This is a genomic window from Nocardia rhizosphaerae (genome assembly GCF_042650365.1).
GTDB classification, from domain to species: Bacteria; Actinomycetota; Actinomycetes; order Mycobacteriales; family Mycobacteriaceae; genus Nocardia; species Nocardia rhizosphaerae.
The window spans coordinates 12,909-28,628 of the sequence record NZ_JBHSBA010000014.1 but is presented as its reverse complement, the minus strand read 5'-3'; the positions used below and the strand labels follow the sequence as shown (position 1 = coordinate 28,628).

The following is a 15,720-nucleotide window of genomic DNA, read 5'->3' as shown; positions in this document are numbered from 1 at the left end:
TGCGCACCGACAGCCCTTCGCAGCAGTAACGACTTCATCACCCCCTCCGCTATCGCGAACTTAACGATAATGGTTATCATTAGCGTCTTGATGGAGGCTTGGAGGGCATGTGGGACATCTGCTGATGGTGGAGAGTTGGGTCGGATCGATGAGCACCCTGCTCCCGAGGGGAATCACGGACAGCGGACACCGATTCAGTTTCCTGACCAGGGATCTCGGGCACTACCTGCGACCGGGCGCACCGCATCCGCATCCGCTGCTCGGCGCGGCCAATGTGTTCACCGCCGAGACGAACGACGAGGCGACCCTGCTGCCACAGGTGCGGCGGCTGCACGAGGTGTTCGGGTTCGACGGAGTGCTCACCTCCTGCGACTACTACCTGCCGACGGTTGCGGCGATCGCCGCCGACCTCGGGCTGCCGGGACCGGGCCGGGACGCGGTGGCCGCCGCCTGCACCAAACACCGCGCCAGGCAGCTCTGCCGGGACGCCGGTGTGGCAGGGCCCGAGTTCGCGGTCGCCCAGGAGTGGGATGAGATCGACAGCGCCGCAGCCACACTCGGCTACCCGCTGGTGGTGAAGCCGGTGGATCTGTGCGGCGGCATGTTCGTCACCAGGGTCGACGACCGCGCCCAGCTGCGCGCCGCGGTCGAGCGCATCGGCGAGTTCGACGTGAACGCCCGCGGACAGCGCCGCGCACCACAGATCCTGCTCGAGGAATGCCTGTGCGGACCGGAATTCAGCGTGGAGACCGTGACGGTGGGCGGCCGCACGACGGTGATCGGGGTGACCGACAAGCAGATCACCGGTGCGCCCGCCTTCATCGAGGCGGGCCACATGTTCCCGGCCACGCTCTCGCCCACCGACATCGACGCCGTCACCGCGGTCGCGGTGGCGGCGATCGAGGCACTCGGTCTCGACACGACCGTCGCGCACACCGAGATCAAGCTCACCGCGGCCGGACCACGTCTGATCGAGGTGAATCCTCGCCCCGCCGGAAACCGGATCACCGAGCTGATCCGCCGGGTCACCGGAATCGACCTGGCCGCAACGTATGCCGAGGTCGCGGCGGGCGGGACACCGGATCTCACCCCACGCCCCACCGGCATCGGCAGCGCGGCCATCGCCTTCGCCGTTCCCACCGGGACCGGCGAGCTGACCAGGGTCGACGGCGCCGAACACTGGGCGACCGACCGCCGCGTCGTGGAACGGAATCTGACCGAGCCCGGCGCGCTGGTGCGCCCGGCCACCGACAACAACACCTACCTGGGTCATGTCATGGTCGCCGTGGAACAGCCCGGCACCGCGGGCGAACTCGCGAACGAGCTGATCGCGGGCCTGTGCTTCGAGCTGGCCGAGGTGCGGGCGTGATCGACTCGACCCTTCGGCCCGCCTCGGTCACCGAGCTCACCGACTGGGCACTGTCCGGGCGGCTCGGCACCGATCCGGGCAGTGTGCGGGCGGCCACGGCGTTCCGCACCACCTACGGCACCAGACATACCGGCCGTACCACCTCGTACCGCAACGAGATCCTCAGCATCCGGATCGGCGCCGCCGTCGGCTCGTGCGCGCTCGAACCGGGCACCGCCGCCGACGAACTCGTCGACGAGTGTGTCGCGGCACGGGTGGCCGAACTGCTCGCGCATCCGGTGCCCGCGGTCCGTATCGCCGCGCTCGACGCCTATCTCATGCACGTGCGCCCGCATCCGTACGCCGGTGGTGTCGCGGGTGTCCCGGTGACCATCGACGGCCCGACCTCGCTGGCGAAGTCGCGCCGCCGCGCGAGCCTGGTGGTGGATCTGCTGCCCACCGGGGTGCGCACGGTCCTCGTTGTCGGCGTCGTCGGCTCGCTCCTGGCCGAACTGCGGGCGCGCGGGATCGGCTATCTGCCCTGTGATCTCGCTGGCGGACTCACCGAATGGGGCGAACCGGTGTACGACTCGGTCGCCTCGGTGCCCGCGGACTACGACGCGCTGCTCGTCACCGGAATGACCCTGGGCAACGGTTCTTTCGACGAGCTGCGGACCGGCGGCCTGCCCACGGTGCTGTTCGCCCAGACCGGCAGCGCCGTGCTGCCGTGGTTCCTCGGCGCCGGCGTGCACGCGGTCTCCGCCGAGCCCTACCCGTTCTTCTCCCTCGACGGCGGGCCGAGCACCATCATCACCTACCGGGAGCAGTCATGACCGCACCGCAGCCCGCACTGCTGCGCTTGATCGGCGGTACCCCGGTGGCCACAGTGCCCGCCGGAAACAGCTGGTACACCGCGAAACTCGAGGCGGCCGGCATCGCCGGGATGAAGGCGAGGGCCGCGGTGTCGATGCTGCGGGCAGCGGCGGCGCGCGGCGAGCTGGCGCCGGGCGCGACGATCATCGAATCCACCAGCGGCACCCTGGGTCTCGGGCTCGCGTTGGCGGGCAAGGCGCTCGGCCATCCGGTGCTGCTCGTGGTCGACGACGAGCTGGAACCGGACCTGCGAGCCCTGTTCTCGGCCTACGGCATCGCCCTGGACGTGGTCACCGCCCCGCATCCCACCGGCGGCTGGCAGCAGGCCCGGCTCGATCGCCTTGCCGAGCTGCTCGCGGCGCACCACGGCGCCTACTGGCCCGACCAGTACGACAACCCCGACAACGCCAACGGCTATCAGGACATGGGCGAGGAGATCCTGGCCCAGGTGGACGCGGTGGACGTGCTGGTCGCCGCGATCGGTTCCGGCGGGCACTGCGCCGGACTCACCCGGGTACTGCGGACCCGCTGGCCGCACCTGCGGGTGATCGGCGTCGACGCCGTCGGCTCGCGCATCTTCGGCCAGCCCGACCGCAGGCGCCTCATGCGCGGTCTCGGCAGCAGCATCCTGCCCCGCAATGTCGCCTATCCCGATTTCGCGGAGGTGCACTGGGTCGGCGCGACCGAAGCGGTGGCATCGTGCCGCGGGCTCGCGGCGACGACCGGCCTCGCGGGCGGCTGGAGCACCGGCGCGGCCGCGCTGGTGGCAGGCTGGGTGGCCGAACGCGAACCCGGTGCCAGGGTGCTGACCGTGTTCCCGGACGGACCGCATCGCTACCTGCGCACCATCTACGACGACGACTGGTGTCGCGCCAACGGCCTGTCCGGCCCGCCCGCCGCCGCTCCGACGACGATCACCACCCCCGACAGCGCCGAGGCACGCGGCTGGGCCCGGTGCACGGTCGTCCGTGATCCCGCCGGGGTGCGCGCGTGAGCGGACTCGCCACCTTCCGCACGCTGCCCGGCGCGGTGCGGCTGCTGCTGGTGAACCATCTCGTCGGGCACATCGGGTTCTACCTTCTCGTCCCCTTTCTCGCGGACTACCTGCTCGACGACCTGGCGCTGTCGGCGGCCGTGGTCGGTGTGGTGCTCGGCGTACGCAATCTGAGTCAGCAGGGTCTGTTCCTGGTCGGCGGTTCGGCCGCGGACCGGCTCGGCGCCAGGGGCGTGATCATGACCGGGCTCGCGATCAGGGCGCTCGGTTTCGCGCTGTTCGCCGTCGGTGGGTCGCTGCCCGTGGTGCTCGCCGCGGCGGTGCTCACCGGATTCGCCGGGGCGCTGTTCAATCCCGCGGTCCGCGCGTTCATCGCCCGCGACAGCGGCGAGCGATCGGCGCAGGCGTTCGCGCTGTTCAACGTGTTCGGCAACGCGGGAGCCGCGATCGGGCCGGTGCTCGGCACCGTGCTGATCGCGGCCGGGTTCCGGATCTCGGCGCTCTTCGCGGCGACGATCTTCGCGGTCCTCGCGGTGGTGCAGTACCTGCTGCTCCCGGCACGGCCGGTGCCGGACCACGACGACGGGGTCGGCGCCGATTTCGTCACGGTGTTCACCGACCGTCGCTTCCTTGCCTTCACCCTCGCGCTCATGCCGATGTTCGCCCTGCAGAGCCAGATCTATTTTCTGTTCACCCTGCAAGCGCAGGACAGCGCGGGGCCGGGGCACGGTGCGGGCGCGGTGGCGGCGCTGTTCGTGGTGGAGACGATCGCGGTGATCGCCTTGCAGGTGCGGGTCACCACGGTGCTGGCGCGCAGGCCGCGGCGTGGTCCGGCGATGGCGGTGGGGATGGCGATCATGGGGTCGGCGTTCCTGGTTCCGCCCGCCGTGTCGGAGCTGGTCGCCGTCGACGGGAACGCGCTGCTCGACACCGCGATTCGGGTCACACCGGTGATCGCGGCCGCCGTACTGCTCGCGATCGGGGTGACCGCGGTGCACCCGTTCGTCAACGAGGCCATCGGCCGGTTCGCCGGCACGCGCCTGACCGGCACCTACTTCGGCGCGTTCTATCTCGCCTCCGGCGTGTTCACCGTCGCCGCCACCTCGCTGACCGGCGCGGTGCTCGACCGCACCGGCGGATCGCTGAGCTGGCCGCCCGCCCTGCTGTGCACGGCCACCGGGCTGCTCTCCGCTGCCGCGCTGCTGTGGCTGCACCGTCGCGCGCTGCTCCCTGAACCGGCGACGGGCCAAGCCGCTCCCGTGCCGCAGCCGGCCACCATCGTTCCCGGCGCCGAGACCGACTCGCCTGCTACGCATCCCGGTCGCCTCCTGCCGACCGTCGTGCCAGGTGCCGCGCGTCCGGCCACCGAGTCATCGGCTGCCGCCGTTGGCTCGGAGCGAGACCTGGCTGATCGCGCAACCGCTGCGCAGCAGTCGTCGGCGGCGGGCAAGCGCTGCTCAGCTCCGGGGCCGACGCCGGCCTGCGCATTCCACGCCCCCGATTCGGCTGGGGAACGCGGCGACTCCACTCACGAACGACGGTGCGCCCCATGATGATCGAGAGTCGCTCCGGCATCGGAGTCGGGCGCGCCTACGGGAGCTGCGGTGAGTTGCTCCAAGGTGTCACCGCAGGCGATCGGCATTTCCTGGTGACGCTGCCGATCCGTCGCGGCTCGGTCGCGGTGTTCGAGCCGGGCGGCGAGTCGATCACCGTCGCCCCGGAACACAAGTCGAAGGCGCGGCGCCTGGCCTCAGCGATGATCGCGCGTTCGCCCCTGCTGCGCGGCGGGCGGCTCACCGTGCACAGCGAACTGCCGGAAGGCAAGGGGCTGGCCAGCTCGACGGCCGATCTGGTCGCCACCGCCCGCGCCGTCGCCGACGCCGAGGGACGGGTCCTTCCGGTCGCCGAGCTGGAGGCCGATCTGCGCGCGATCGAACCGTCGGACGGCGTGATGTACCCGGGCACCGTGGCCTATCTGCACCGGGAGGTGCGGCTGCTGGCCCGGCTCGGCACGCTGCCCGCGCTGACCATCGTCACCGGCGACGAGGGCGGCACCGTCGACACCGTCGAATTCAACCGGGAACAGCACCGTTTCGGCCCGGCCGCCCAGCGCGAATACGACCGGCTGCTCGACGACCTGCGCCTGGCCGTCGCCCGCGGTGACGCGGCCGGAATCGGCGCGGTGGCCACCCGCAGCGCCCAGCTCAGTACGGCACTGCGGGCACGCCCGCATCTCGAGTCCACGATCCGGGCCGCGTCGGCTATCGGCGCGGTCGGTGTCGTCGTCGCGCACAGCGGAACGACCACCGGGATCCTGCTCGCCGACGCGCATCCGCGCTGTCGTGAACAGCTGCTCGCCGCGCGCCGGATCTGCGCCGAATTCGCCGGCGCCGTCACTGTGCACCACACCTGGCGCCCCGGCCCCACCGCCGAGACCCGCACGCCCCCGGTCGACCACACGTACCGTTCGGCCGTCTTTCGATCGGAGAGCACACCGCGATGATCACCGTCGACCAGATCCAGTTCACCTACGGCGGCCGAATCACCCTCGACGGCATCGGCTTCCACGCCGCCGCAGGCAGCACCGTCGGGCTGATCGGGCCGAACGGGTCCGGCAAGTCCACCCTGCTGCGTCTGATGTATCGCGCCCTCAGACCGGCGGGCGGGAGCGTCGTAATCGATGACATCCCGGTGGAGCGGCTCCGTGGCCGAGCGTTGGCGAGCCGCGTGGCCGTCGTCGCCCAGGAAGCACCGCCGGACACCCCGGTCACCGTCGCCGAGACGGTACTGCTCGGCCGCTCACCGTGGGTCGGTGCGTTCCAGGGGTATTCGCGGGCCGATCGGGTCGCCGCCGCCGCCGCGCTCGAACACGTCGGGGCAAGGGCGCTGGCCGACCGGCGGTACGCCACGCTGTCGGGCGGAGAACGTCAGCGTGTCCTGATCGCCCGCGCGCTGGCCCAGCAGGCCGATCACCTGCTGCTCGACGAACCGACCAATCACCTCGACATCCGCTACCAGCACGAACTGCTCGGCCTGGTCCGTGGACTCACCGCGACCACCACGATCGTGGTGCTGCACGAGCTGAATCTGGCCGCGCGCTACTGCGACCGTTTGGTGCTGCTCGACGCAGGCCGGGTCGCCGCCGCCGGCAGCGTCGAGGAGGTACTCACGCCCGAGACCATCGAACCCGTCTACCGGATTCCGGTCCGCCGGACCACCGCGTTCGGCGCCATCCAGTTGCTTTTCGGCCCGGCTCCCGAGGCCACCCCTGGCAACGCTGCCGACGGCGAATCCCCGCCCGGCGCAGGCCACCACAGCCCTGCCTCCACGCCCGAGAATCCGCCCGTCCCCGGCACGCCCGCGCCCGCCCCGGATACCCGCGAATCCGCCATGTCGCCCGCACTGCCCGACCTCACGGAGACGACCCACCGATGATCACCACCCGCACCACCGTCGAACCGGTCGACGATCTCGACCATGCCGGGCACCGGTTCCGCACCATGCTGCTCGTCGGCGGACTCGGCGTCGCGCTCGTCGGCACCCTGCTCGTCGCCGCGGGCCTCGGACCCGTCGCGGTGCCACCCGGCACGGTCGCCCGGATCATCGGTCACCACACCGTCGGTCACCCGGCGGCCGCCGACTGGAGCACCGCACAGGACTCCATCGTCTGGCTCGTGCGGGTGCCGCGTGTCCTGCTCGGCGCGCTCGTCGGTGCCGCGCTCGCGATCACCGGCGCGGTGCTGCAGACGGTGGTGCGCAATCTGCTCGCCGACCCGCACATCCTCGGTGTCACCTCGGGCGCGTCCACCGGCGCCGCGGTGTACCTGCTGTACGGGCTGACCGCCGCGACCACCGCGACCGCGCTGGCGGCCAGCGCGTTCGCAGGCGCGCTGGCCGCCACCGCGTTGCTGTTCGTGATCGCCGGAATCAACGGACAGCTCACCTCACTGCGCCTCCTGCTCGGCGGCGTCACCATCGGCTACATCTTCTCGGCCGCGACCAGCTTCCTGATCTTCGCCTCCGACCGGCCGGAGGGCGCGCGCACGGTGCTGTTCTGGCTGCTCGGCTCGCTGGCGCCCGCGGCATGGCCGTCGGTGGCGACCACCGTCGCCGTCGTCGCCGTGACCGTGGCCGCCGTGCTGCTGCTCGCGCCGCGCCTGGACGCGCTCGCCGCCGGCGACGACACCGCCCGCACCCTCGGCATCGCGCCGAACCGGATCCGGTTGCAGGCCCTGGTGATCGTCGCGCTCGCCGTCGGCTCAGTGGTGGCGGTCGCGGGCGCCATCGGGTTCGTCGGGCTGATCGTGCCGCACATCGCGCGGCTGTGCGCCGGTGGCGCGCATCGGCAGCTGGTGGTGGTCAGCGGTCTGCTCGGGGCGCTGTTCCTCGTCGTCGCCGATGTCGCGGCCCGCACCGTGTTCGCCCCACGCGAACTGCCCATCGGCATCGTCACCGCTGCCGTCGGCGCTCCGCTGCTGCTCGTCCTGATCCGGCGGCTGCGCACCTCCTGAATTTCTCGCTCCACGAAAGGAAATCCGATCACCGTGTTCACAGGTGTCATCCAGTCGCGCCGTGCGGCGCTACCCGTCCTCGCGCTGCTCACCAGCGTCGTCGTCGCCGGTTGCGGCGCACCGGCGCCCGCTGCGGAAACCACCGGCGAAGGCTTCCCCCTGACGATCTCGAGCTGCGGCCGCGACGTCACCTTCACCGCGCCACCACAGCGCGTTGTCACCGTCGGCTCCATCGCCGCGCCGCTGATCGCCGCCGCGGGCGCCGCCGACCGCATCGTCACCAGAACCTTCGAGGCCGCCTCGTTCCCCGGTCAGTACGGCGAGCGGCTCAGCGGCATCGAGATCACCGCGCCGACCACCGAACTCGCCCGCGAGGAGATCATCAACCGCTCCCCCGATCTCGTCGTGAGTGTCGAGGGTCTTTCGGTGACCCCCGAGGACCTCGCCCGGGTGAACATCCCGCTCATCGTCACCCGCGGCTACTGCAAGGACGCCGCAGGCACCTTCGAGGACGTGTTCGCCGACATCTCGCTCTACGGCACGCTCTTCGGCACCTCGGCCGCCGCCGACGCCGAGGTCACCGCGCTGCGGCAACGCGTGGCGGCGGTGACCGCGCGCCATCAGGCCGCCGCGGCCACCGCACCCGCCGCGACGCTGATCCTGTCCCGCGACGGTGCCCAGCTGAAGGCCTACGGCGCCAAGAGCACCGTCCACGAGCAGATGCGGATCCTCGGGCTGGACAATGTCTACGGCGAGATCGACAAGCGCAACTTCGAGGCCAATACCGAAACGCTGATCGCCCGCGATCCCGAGGTGATCATCCTGCTCACCCAGGGCGACCAGACACCCGACGAGGTCCGCACCACCTTGCGGCAGCGACCCGAACTGGCCGGACTGCGCGCCATCCGCGACAACCGGATCATCGTGGTGCCCTTCGGGTACACCGGCCCCGGCCCGGTGGCCGTCGAGGGTCTGGAAGTACTCGATCGCGAACTGGCGAGCCTGCGATGACCACGGCGACCAGCACCGGCTACGCCGTCCGCCCGGCCGCGCCCGCGGATCTCCCCGGCGCCCGCAGCGTCATGCTCGACACCTTCTACCAGGTCTTCGGCATCGGCTACCTGCCCGAATACCACCTGGACGTGATCGATCTCGACGGCGCCTACCTGCGCCATCCGCGTAACCGCCTGTGGGTGGCCGAGCACGAGGGCGCCATCGTGGCGACGACGGCGATCCGCGCGCAGGGCCCGGCGCATCCACCGCATCCGGCCGAACTCGCCGCGCGGTATCCCGACGCGACCACCGCGCAACTGTTCCGGGTGTACGTGCGCCCCGAACACCAGCGACGCGGGCTGGCGAGTCTGCTGGTGCGGGCGGCGATCGAGCACGTCCGCGCGACACCGTCGTTCGACCGGCTCTACCTGCACACCGACGCGCGCACGGTGGGCGCCTTGGACTTCTGGCGCACCGTCGGCCACATCGTCCACGACGCCCGCGGACCACACGCCGGTTTCCAGACGGTGCACCTGGAGATCCCGCTGGACCGGGAAACGGCGCCCTGACTCGGCACGCTGGCGCGGTCGCGGCATTCACGGCACTATCGAGTCCGTGGACCAACTGCGAATCGGACAATCCGCCCGACCCTCGGGTGTCGTGTCGTGACCGCGCTGGCACCAGGTGAGAACCGGCCCGCCCCCGGCGATCAGCTGACCGTCACCGTGGCGAGTTCGGCCTCGGTCGACGTCTCCGCACTGCTGCTCAACGGCGCGGGCACGGTGCGTTCCGACGCCGACTTCGTGTTCTTCAACCAGCCGGCCGGGCCGGGCGTGCTGTACCGGCACGGCAACGGCGGACCCGACGTGGTGCAGGTGCAGACATCGGCGCTGCCCGCCGATGTCGACCGGGTGGTGGTCACCGCGAGCCTGGACGGGCGCGGACCAGCCACCTTCGCCTCGGTGGGTCAGCTCACCACCACCATCGGATCCGGTTCCGAGCACCTCACGTTCACCATTCCCGGCCTCACCACCGAAAGCGGTGTGGTGTGCGTGGAGATCTACCGGCGCGGCGGTGCGTGGAAAGTGCGCGCGATCGGCCAGGGCTACGACGACGGGCTCGCCGGGATCGCGTCGGCGTTCGGGGTGAACCTGGACGACGAGCCGGAACCGCCGCCGAGCGCACCGCCGGGGTATACGGCCCCGCCGCCCGCGTCTCCGGGCCAGTTCACCCCAGGACAGCCCGCGTCACCCCCTGCCCAGCCGAGCCGGCTCGCGTCACCCGCCCAGCCCGGCTACCCGCCGCAGGCACCGCAGCCACAACCCGCCTACGCCGCACAGCAAGGAGCCACCCCCGTGCACAGCGACCTGTTCAACCCCTCCCACGCCGAGGTCACCGGGCTCGGCATCCAGAAGCAGGGCGGCAAGATGGTCAAGGTCGGCCTCAACGGCGAGGTGATGGCCCGCTCCGGGTCGATGGTGGCCTACCAGGGCGAGCTGCAGTTCCAGGCGCTCGGCTCCGGCGGGATCGGCAGGGCCATCCGGCAGCATCTCACCGGGGAGGGTGTGCCGCTGATGAAGGTCACCGGCCGCGGTGATCTGTTCCTGGCCAACAGCGCCGCCGACGTGCACATCATCGATCTCGACGGCAGCGACGGCCTCACCATCAACGGCGCCAATGTGCTGGCCTTCGACTCGACGCTGAGCTACGACATCGGCCGAGTCCAGGGCGCCGCGGGCTACGCCTCGAACGCGGGCCTGTTCAACTGCGTGTTCACCGGGCGCGGCCGCATCGCCATCACCACGCACGGCTCCCCGGTGGTCCTCACCGTCGACCAGGCCACCTACGCCGACCCGAACGCGGCGGTAGCGTGGTCGTCGAGTCTGCAGACCGGGATCAAGCGCAACGACTCCTTCGGCCTCGGCAGGCTGATGGGCCGCAGCACCGGCGAGGCGAGCACCCTGTCGTTCACCGGCCGTGGCTTCGTCATCGTGCAGCCATCGGAACTGCCGCCGGGCGGGTTCATCGGCGGCACCGGTGGCGGCCAGCAGGCCGGTCACGGCGGCGGCCTGTTCGGCTGAGGAATCCCGCGGGCAAGCCTCGCCCGCTGCCTTCGCCACGTGAATCGGCCGCCTGCGGCTATCGCCACGCGGCACCAGGATTCGATGACCACCTGGTCAGCCGACGCTCGTGCGGACCGGTGAAACGCGGCGCAGCAACAGCATCAGCGCCGCGCAGCCGGTGATCACGACGGTCGCCGCGATCGTGGCGGCCGTCGGGTTGCGGGCGATCTCGTAGGTGTCGGGGAGGTAGGCCGTCCAGCCGAATTCGGTACCGACCCGGCTGTTCTCGACCAGCAGGGCGACGACCGGGAACACCGAGAGACCGAGGACGGTCGTCGGGGCGACGGGCAGACACGAACCGACGGCCGATCCGATCACCGCGGGCAGCACGAACCGGTAGGCCGCCTCGGTGAGGGTCGCCGATGCGGGCGCCAGGCCCGTCGACGCCACCAGGGCGAGCAGCCCGATTCCGGCCACCGGCCCCCACGTCCCGGTCGCAGGCATGCCCGCCGACCTGGCGACGGTGGCCACGAGCGCACCGAGCAGCAGAACGCCGACCTGGATCGATACCCCGACCCGGTCGGGACCGAACGCGACCGACGGATCCACCGCGATCACCGCCGCGACCGCAAGCATCGTCAGCGTGAAGGCACCGTCGGCCCGCGGTAGCCACCAGCTCGCCGCCACCGCCGCGACGACGGCGAGCACCGCCACTGTCACCGACGGCTTGCCCGGCAGCCTGCCGACCACCAGGATCAGCGCCCCGACCACCATGGGGATCGCGGCCCCGACCACGACCGCTCGATGGTCGGTCACCGGCTCGATCCGTTCCCTTCCGATCACGAAACCCGCGGCGAGCAGGGCGATCACGGCGGCGACGAGCAGCGGCCAGCTCTCCGGCAGGTCGGGCACGGTCCCCGACGGCGCGTAATCGGCGTAGCGACGCATCACCGCGGCACTCGCATCGATGCGCGCGCCGTAGAGTACGGCGATCACCGATCCGGCGACGAACCAGACCTGCCCCTCCGGCCTGCTCACCGCAACGGCAGCGAGCAATCCGGCGCCGATACTGCCGAGAACCCAGTCCTGTGACCAGGTTCCGGCCGACTGCATGGCGGCGATCGCCACCACCGTCGCCAGCCCGGCGAGCCCGGCTGCCACCGCGACGAGATAGCGCGCCCGGAATCGGCCGAGGACCAGCACGACCGCCACCGCGATGAGGGCGGCGACAACGGCCGCGGCGGCGGGTCCCGATCCGAACAAGCTCGCCCGCCCATCGTGGACGACGACGGCGTAGTTCGTCCGCGTGTGCCCGATGACGTACCCGCTGAGGTATCCGCACAGCACACCGACCGCGGCACAGACCACCCAACGCCCGTTCATGCCCGAGCACGATAGCCGCACCTACGGCATCACCGAGCGCGAATCAGCTGCTCAGCGTGGATCTCTCACTGGACAGGGTTAGGAGCCCGCCCGTTCCTTGCGCGCTTGGCGCCTGGCCTCACGCATGGCGTTGAGCTCCTGTTCCAGGCTTTCCGCGATGCGGAACTGCCCGGTGTCGTACACGCTCACCGGCTCGATCGCCTCGTAGCCGAAGTTGGCCTCCGCGAACGCCTTCTCCACACGTGCCTCGATATCGGAGATGGCACTCTTGCGCGCGGCAGGCACCGCGTCGGCGGGCTTGGGCGCCTCGACCGGTTTGGTCTCGGCGACCGGTTCCGGCGCCGGAACCGGCGGCACCACCGACTTCTTGGCCTTGTCCGCCGACGGCTTACCGATGCCGAACCGCTTGCGCTTCTCGGTGGGCTTGCCGTTGCCGATGGGTTCGGTCGGCGTCCACGCCGGTTCGCGGCTCACCGGCGTGGTGACGGCCTGCTGCTCGGTGGCGAACGCCTCGGCCCTTGCCGCACCGGTCATCGGGGGTGTGTAGGTGAGCCGGACGCCTTCACCCGGCTGCCGGTTGAGCACGTTCTCCGCCGGGTCGGGCAGATCCCTGACCTGGCTCGTCGCCCTGGTGATGGCCAGGCCGTAGCGGGCGCTCGCCGCGTCGTGGATGAGCAGCGCGACGCCGATCATGACCGGCGCGACGGCGTGTACCGCGGCGTCGTACCAACGGCCGTCGCGCACATACGGATAGGTGTTGAGGGTGACCGTGAGCGAAAGCAGCGCGATCTCGGCCACCGCCACCTGGCGCCGGTTGTCGATGACGCCCCACTCGGCCACCTTGTTGGTGCCGACCATGATGATGATCAGGCAGACGCTGATCATCGCCTCGAGCAGGTAGCTGAACCAGAACAGCGGGTCGCTCGGCCCACCGGGCGCGATGTTCTGCTGCACGTTGACCGCCGACCAGAGCATGCCCGCCCCGACCACACCGGCCAGCGCCTTCAGCGACCACGACCGATGCCGGTACAGCGAGGCCAATTTTGCGTGCGGGCTCGATTCGCGCCGCTGGGCGGCCATCGCCTTCCTGGCGAGCAGCATATCTCGCATGTCGGCCTTCTCGATCGCTTCGGTCGTCTGCCTGGCCCGGTCCGAGGCCTGCGCCATCGCCTGGGTGTGCTTCCAGCGCTGTTCGCGATCCTGTTCCCGGATGCGTTCGGCGAGTTCGCGCTCGGCGCGCAGCTCGTCTTCCGACAACGCGTCGGTGAGCGCGGGATCGAACTGATAGGCGAGGCGCCCACGCGCCCGTTCGACGCGTTGGGCGAGCTGGCTGACGTCGTCTTCGACGGGAGTCTCGATGGTCATCGGCGACCACCGCCCCGGCATCGCGACGGCAGACGGGTGACCACACGTGTGAACGGCACACGCCATTAATAGTCCATACACCCTCCGGTGTGAAACCGATACTCCGACACCGCTCCCCGTTACCGGCGTGCCGCGGGCGACACGCGCAAGCGGTACCCGCCGGTAGTCCGACCCTGCAAGATAAACGCCCACCCCGTCCCGAGCCAAGAGTTTCGCGCCATCGGTGCCCAACCGTTGCTGAGCCGCACCCACTATTGCCACCTCGCCAATAGTGGGTCACACTGTAGCTGTGACCACTGGTTACCTGAACCAGTGCTGTGCCGAGCCGTAAGGAGACTCGATGGCCGCGAATCGGTCGAGCTGGATGAACGAGGACCTGGACGCACTGCGCGAACTCGCCCGTGCGTTCATGAACAAGGAACTCGTCCCGAATATCGACAAGTACCGCGAGCAGCACCACGTGGACCGCGACCTGTGGAACAAGGCCGGTGAAGTGGGCCTGCTGTGCCTGTCGATCCCGGAGGAGTACGGCGGCGGTGGCGGCACCTTCGCCCACGAGGCCGTGTTGATGGAAGAGCAGGCCCGCGCGGTCGACACCTCGTGGGGCGTGAGCCTGCACAACGGCATCGTGGCCCACTACCTGCTCGCCTACGGCACCGAGGAGCAGAAGCAGCAGTGGCTGCCCAGGATGGCCAGTGGTGAGGTCGTCGGCGCCATCGCCATGACCGAGCCGGGCACCGGGTCCGACCTGCAGTCGGTCAAGGCCAAGGCGATCCGCGACGGCGACGACTACGTCATCAACGGTTCCAAGACCTTCATCACCAACGGCGCCCAGGCCGACCTGATCATCCTGGTCGCCAAGACCGACCCCACCCAGGGCGCGGCCGGTGTCTCGCTGATCCTGGTCGAGGCCGATCGGGCCGGCTTCCGCCGCGGCCGGGTGCTCGACAAGATCGGCCAGAAGGGCCAGGACACCTCCGAGCTGTTCTTCGAGGACGTGCGCGTTCCGGTGAGCAATCTGCTCGGCACCAAGGAGGGCCAGGGCTTCGTCCAGCTGATGCAGCAGCTGCCCCAGGAGCGCCTGATCGTGGCCATGGGCGCGGTCGCGGGCATGGAGGTCGCGCTGGAGCACACCCTGCGCTACACCAAGGAGCGCGAGGCCTTCGGCCGCCCGGTGTTCGGTTTCCAGAACACCAAGTTCAAGCTGGCCGAGGTGGCCACCGAGGCGCGTATCGCGCGGGTGTTCATCGACGACTGCGTCGAGAAGCACATCCGCGGCGAACTCGACATCCCCACCGTCGCCATGGCCAAGTGGTGGACCACCGACCGCGCGATGCAGGTCGCCGACACCTGCCTGCAGCTGTTCGGCGGCTACGGCTACATGAACGAGTACCCCATCGCCCGCATGTGGGTCGACAACCGCGTCCAGCTGATCTACGCGGGCACCAACGAGATCATGAAGGAGATCATCGCCCGCAGCCTGTAGCGGTTGCGACCCCACCTGCTCGGTCCGCCTATCCATAGTCCCCGCCGAACCGAATGTCCTTCGACGAACAGCGCGAACGCGACAGCGAGGACGGTGCGGCACAGTGGACACGGACGGCGGTTCATCGGGTGAGCCCGGACAGGAACCGACACTCCCGGACCGTGCCGAGATGATGCGGGCGGTCTGCGGGGTGGCGGTTTCGGGCGATCCCGTGCTGCACGCCGCGCACGAGCTCGCCGCCCTGCACGAGCGGCGAGAACAGCTCGCCGGTGGCGACACCAGCGAGATCGATTGGCAGCGAGCGCATCTGGTCTGCGAGATCGACCGCTGGGTGGTGCTGCGCGCACCGCGGCCCGCGACCACGGCGCCGATGCACACCGAGAGCATCGGCGCCGTCGTCGACCGGATGGCACACTTCGCCGCGCTCACCTACCGGGCGCTGGCCTGCGGAGCCGAAGCGCAACTGCGGGCCGCGCAGACCCGGCTGCACGAACTCGCCTGCGGTTACGACGATCTCGTCGTCGAGGTCGCCAACGGCGCCCGCAGGCTGCCCGACGGCCCCGCCGACGGCACACCGGAAAACGGTGGCGCGCAACCAAGCCGGAACCTGCCGCGCACCGAATAACGGGTGGTGCGCTGCCCGATCCGGCCACGGAACCGGCGCACCACAGCTCCACCGCCGCGCCCGGGTTTCAACCCACCCT

At 70.5% G+C, this 15,720-nt stretch carries 14 protein-coding genes; 12 read left to right on the top strand and 2 right to left on the bottom strand.

The genetic code is table 11. The features are described from left to right. Positions 1 to 148: 148 nt before the first annotated feature. The 10 genes from ACFOW8_RS20290 to ACFOW8_RS20245 all read left to right on the top strand — a co-directional run bounded on the left by ACFOW8_RS20290 (position 149) and on the right by ACFOW8_RS20245 (position 10,800). The gene (locus ACFOW8_RS20290) at positions 149 to 1,369 is read left to right on the top strand and encodes an ATP-grasp domain-containing protein (RefSeq protein WP_378552563.1); all 1,221 of its coding nucleotides are present in this window, start codon (positions 149 to 151) and stop codon (positions 1,367 to 1,369) included. After that, positions 1,366 to 2,181, top strand: coding sequence for a hypothetical protein (locus tag ACFOW8_RS20285; RefSeq protein ID WP_378552562.1), 816 nt, complete (start codon positions 1,366 to 1,368; stop codon positions 2,179 to 2,181). Before ACFOW8_RS20290 ends, ACFOW8_RS20285 begins: the two co-directional genes overlap by 4 nt. Continuing rightward, the gene (locus ACFOW8_RS20280; RefSeq protein WP_378552560.1) at positions 2,178 to 3,215 is read left to right on the top strand and encodes a PLP-dependent cysteine synthase family protein; all 1,038 of its coding nucleotides are present in this window, start codon (positions 2,178 to 2,180) and stop codon (positions 3,213 to 3,215) included. The genes ACFOW8_RS20285 and ACFOW8_RS20280 overlap by 4 nt, the downstream gene beginning before the upstream one ends. Next, entirely contained in the window at positions 3,212 to 4,768 is a 1,557-nt protein-coding gene (locus ACFOW8_RS20275; protein ID WP_378552558.1) for an MFS transporter, read from the top strand. Before ACFOW8_RS20280 ends, ACFOW8_RS20275 begins: the two co-directional genes overlap by 4 nt. Next, a complete protein-coding gene (locus ACFOW8_RS20270; RefSeq protein ID WP_378552556.1) occupies positions 4,765 to 5,718 on the top strand; it encodes a GHMP family kinase ATP-binding protein in 954 nt (317 codons plus the stop codon). Before ACFOW8_RS20275 ends, ACFOW8_RS20270 begins: the two co-directional genes overlap by 4 nt. Further along, on the top strand, positions 5,715 to 6,650 hold the full coding sequence (locus ACFOW8_RS20265) for an ABC transporter ATP-binding protein (protein WP_378552555.1): 936 nt from the start codon (positions 5,715 to 5,717) through the stop codon (positions 6,648 to 6,650). Before ACFOW8_RS20270 ends, ACFOW8_RS20265 begins: the two co-directional genes overlap by 4 nt. Beyond that, a complete protein-coding gene (locus tag ACFOW8_RS20260; protein WP_378552554.1) occupies positions 6,647 to 7,726 on the top strand; it encodes a FecCD family ABC transporter permease in 1,080 nt (359 codons plus the stop codon). The genes ACFOW8_RS20265 and ACFOW8_RS20260 overlap by 4 nt, the downstream gene beginning before the upstream one ends. 33 nt (positions 7,727 to 7,759) lie before the next feature. Next, entirely contained in the window at positions 7,760 to 8,737 is a 978-nt protein-coding gene (locus ACFOW8_RS20255) for an ABC transporter substrate-binding protein (protein WP_378552552.1), read from the top strand. After that, entirely contained in the window at positions 8,734 to 9,288 is a 555-nt protein-coding gene (locus tag ACFOW8_RS20250) for a GNAT family N-acetyltransferase (RefSeq protein ID WP_378552549.1), read from the top strand. The genes ACFOW8_RS20255 and ACFOW8_RS20250 overlap by 4 nt, the downstream gene beginning before the upstream one ends. A gap of 96 nt (positions 9,289 to 9,384) precedes the next feature. Then, entirely contained in the window at positions 9,385 to 10,800 is a 1,416-nt protein-coding gene (locus tag ACFOW8_RS20245) for an AIM24 family protein (RefSeq protein WP_378552548.1), read from the top strand. A gap of 96 nt (positions 10,801 to 10,896) precedes the next feature. Here ACFOW8_RS20245 and ACFOW8_RS20240 read toward each other — a convergent pair whose 3' ends face one another. Together ACFOW8_RS20240 and ACFOW8_RS20235 are read right to left on the bottom strand one after the other, a co-directional pair. Beyond that, positions 10,897 to 12,165 carry a hypothetical protein gene (locus tag ACFOW8_RS20240; protein WP_378552547.1) on the bottom strand — a complete coding sequence of 423 codons (1,269 nt, stop codon included), beginning with the start codon at positions 12,163 to 12,165 and terminating at the stop codon, positions 10,897 to 10,899. Between the two features lie 78 nt (positions 12,166 to 12,243). Next, a complete protein-coding gene (locus ACFOW8_RS20235; protein ID WP_378552546.1) occupies positions 12,244 to 13,530 on the bottom strand; it encodes a hypothetical protein in 1,287 nt (428 codons plus the stop codon). 340 nt (positions 13,531 to 13,870) lie between these two features. Between ACFOW8_RS20235 and ACFOW8_RS20230 the strand changes: the two genes are divergently transcribed. Beyond that, positions 13,871 to 15,016 (top strand): acyl-CoA dehydrogenase family protein, encoded by a 1,146-nt coding sequence (locus ACFOW8_RS20230; RefSeq protein ID WP_378552544.1) that lies wholly within the window; start codon positions 13,871 to 13,873, stop codon positions 15,014 to 15,016. Positions 15,017 to 15,185: 169 nt separating this feature from the next. Next, positions 15,186 to 15,641: a DUF4254 domain-containing protein gene (locus ACFOW8_RS20225; RefSeq protein ID WP_378552542.1), complete on the top strand. Its 456-nt coding sequence runs from the start codon at positions 15,186 to 15,188 to the stop codon at positions 15,639 to 15,641. The last annotated feature ends 79 nt before the right edge of the window (positions 15,642 to 15,720 follow it).

Coding starts and splice junctions, on each gene's coding strand:
- ACFOW8_RS20260 (WP_378552554.1), top strand. CDS start 6,647: ATGATCACCACCCGCACCACCGTCGAACCGGTCGACGATCTCGACCAT.
- ACFOW8_RS20280 (WP_378552560.1), top strand. CDS start 2,178: ATGACCGCACCGCAGCCCGCACTGCTGCGCTTGATCGGCGGTACCCCG.
- ACFOW8_RS20235 (WP_378552546.1), bottom strand. CDS start 13,530: ATGACCATCGAGACTCCCGTCGAAGACGACGTCAGCCAGCTCGCCCAA.
- ACFOW8_RS20270 (WP_378552556.1), top strand. CDS start 4,765: ATGATGATCGAGAGTCGCTCCGGCATCGGAGTCGGGCGCGCCTACGGG.
- ACFOW8_RS20225 (WP_378552542.1), top strand. CDS start 15,186: ATGATGCGGGCGGTCTGCGGGGTGGCGGTTTCGGGCGATCCCGTGCTG.
- ACFOW8_RS20290 (WP_378552563.1), top strand. CDS start 149: ATGAGCACCCTGCTCCCGAGGGGAATCACGGACAGCGGACACCGATTC.
- ACFOW8_RS20240 (WP_378552547.1), bottom strand. CDS start 12,165: ATGAACGGGCGTTGGGTGGTCTGTGCCGCGGTCGGTGTGCTGTGCGGA.
- ACFOW8_RS20250 (WP_378552549.1), top strand. CDS start 8,734: ATGACCACGGCGACCAGCACCGGCTACGCCGTCCGCCCGGCCGCGCCC.
- ACFOW8_RS20230 (WP_378552544.1), top strand. CDS start 13,871: ATGGCCGCGAATCGGTCGAGCTGGATGAACGAGGACCTGGACGCACTG.
- ACFOW8_RS20265 (WP_378552555.1), top strand. CDS start 5,715: ATGATCACCGTCGACCAGATCCAGTTCACCTACGGCGGCCGAATCACC.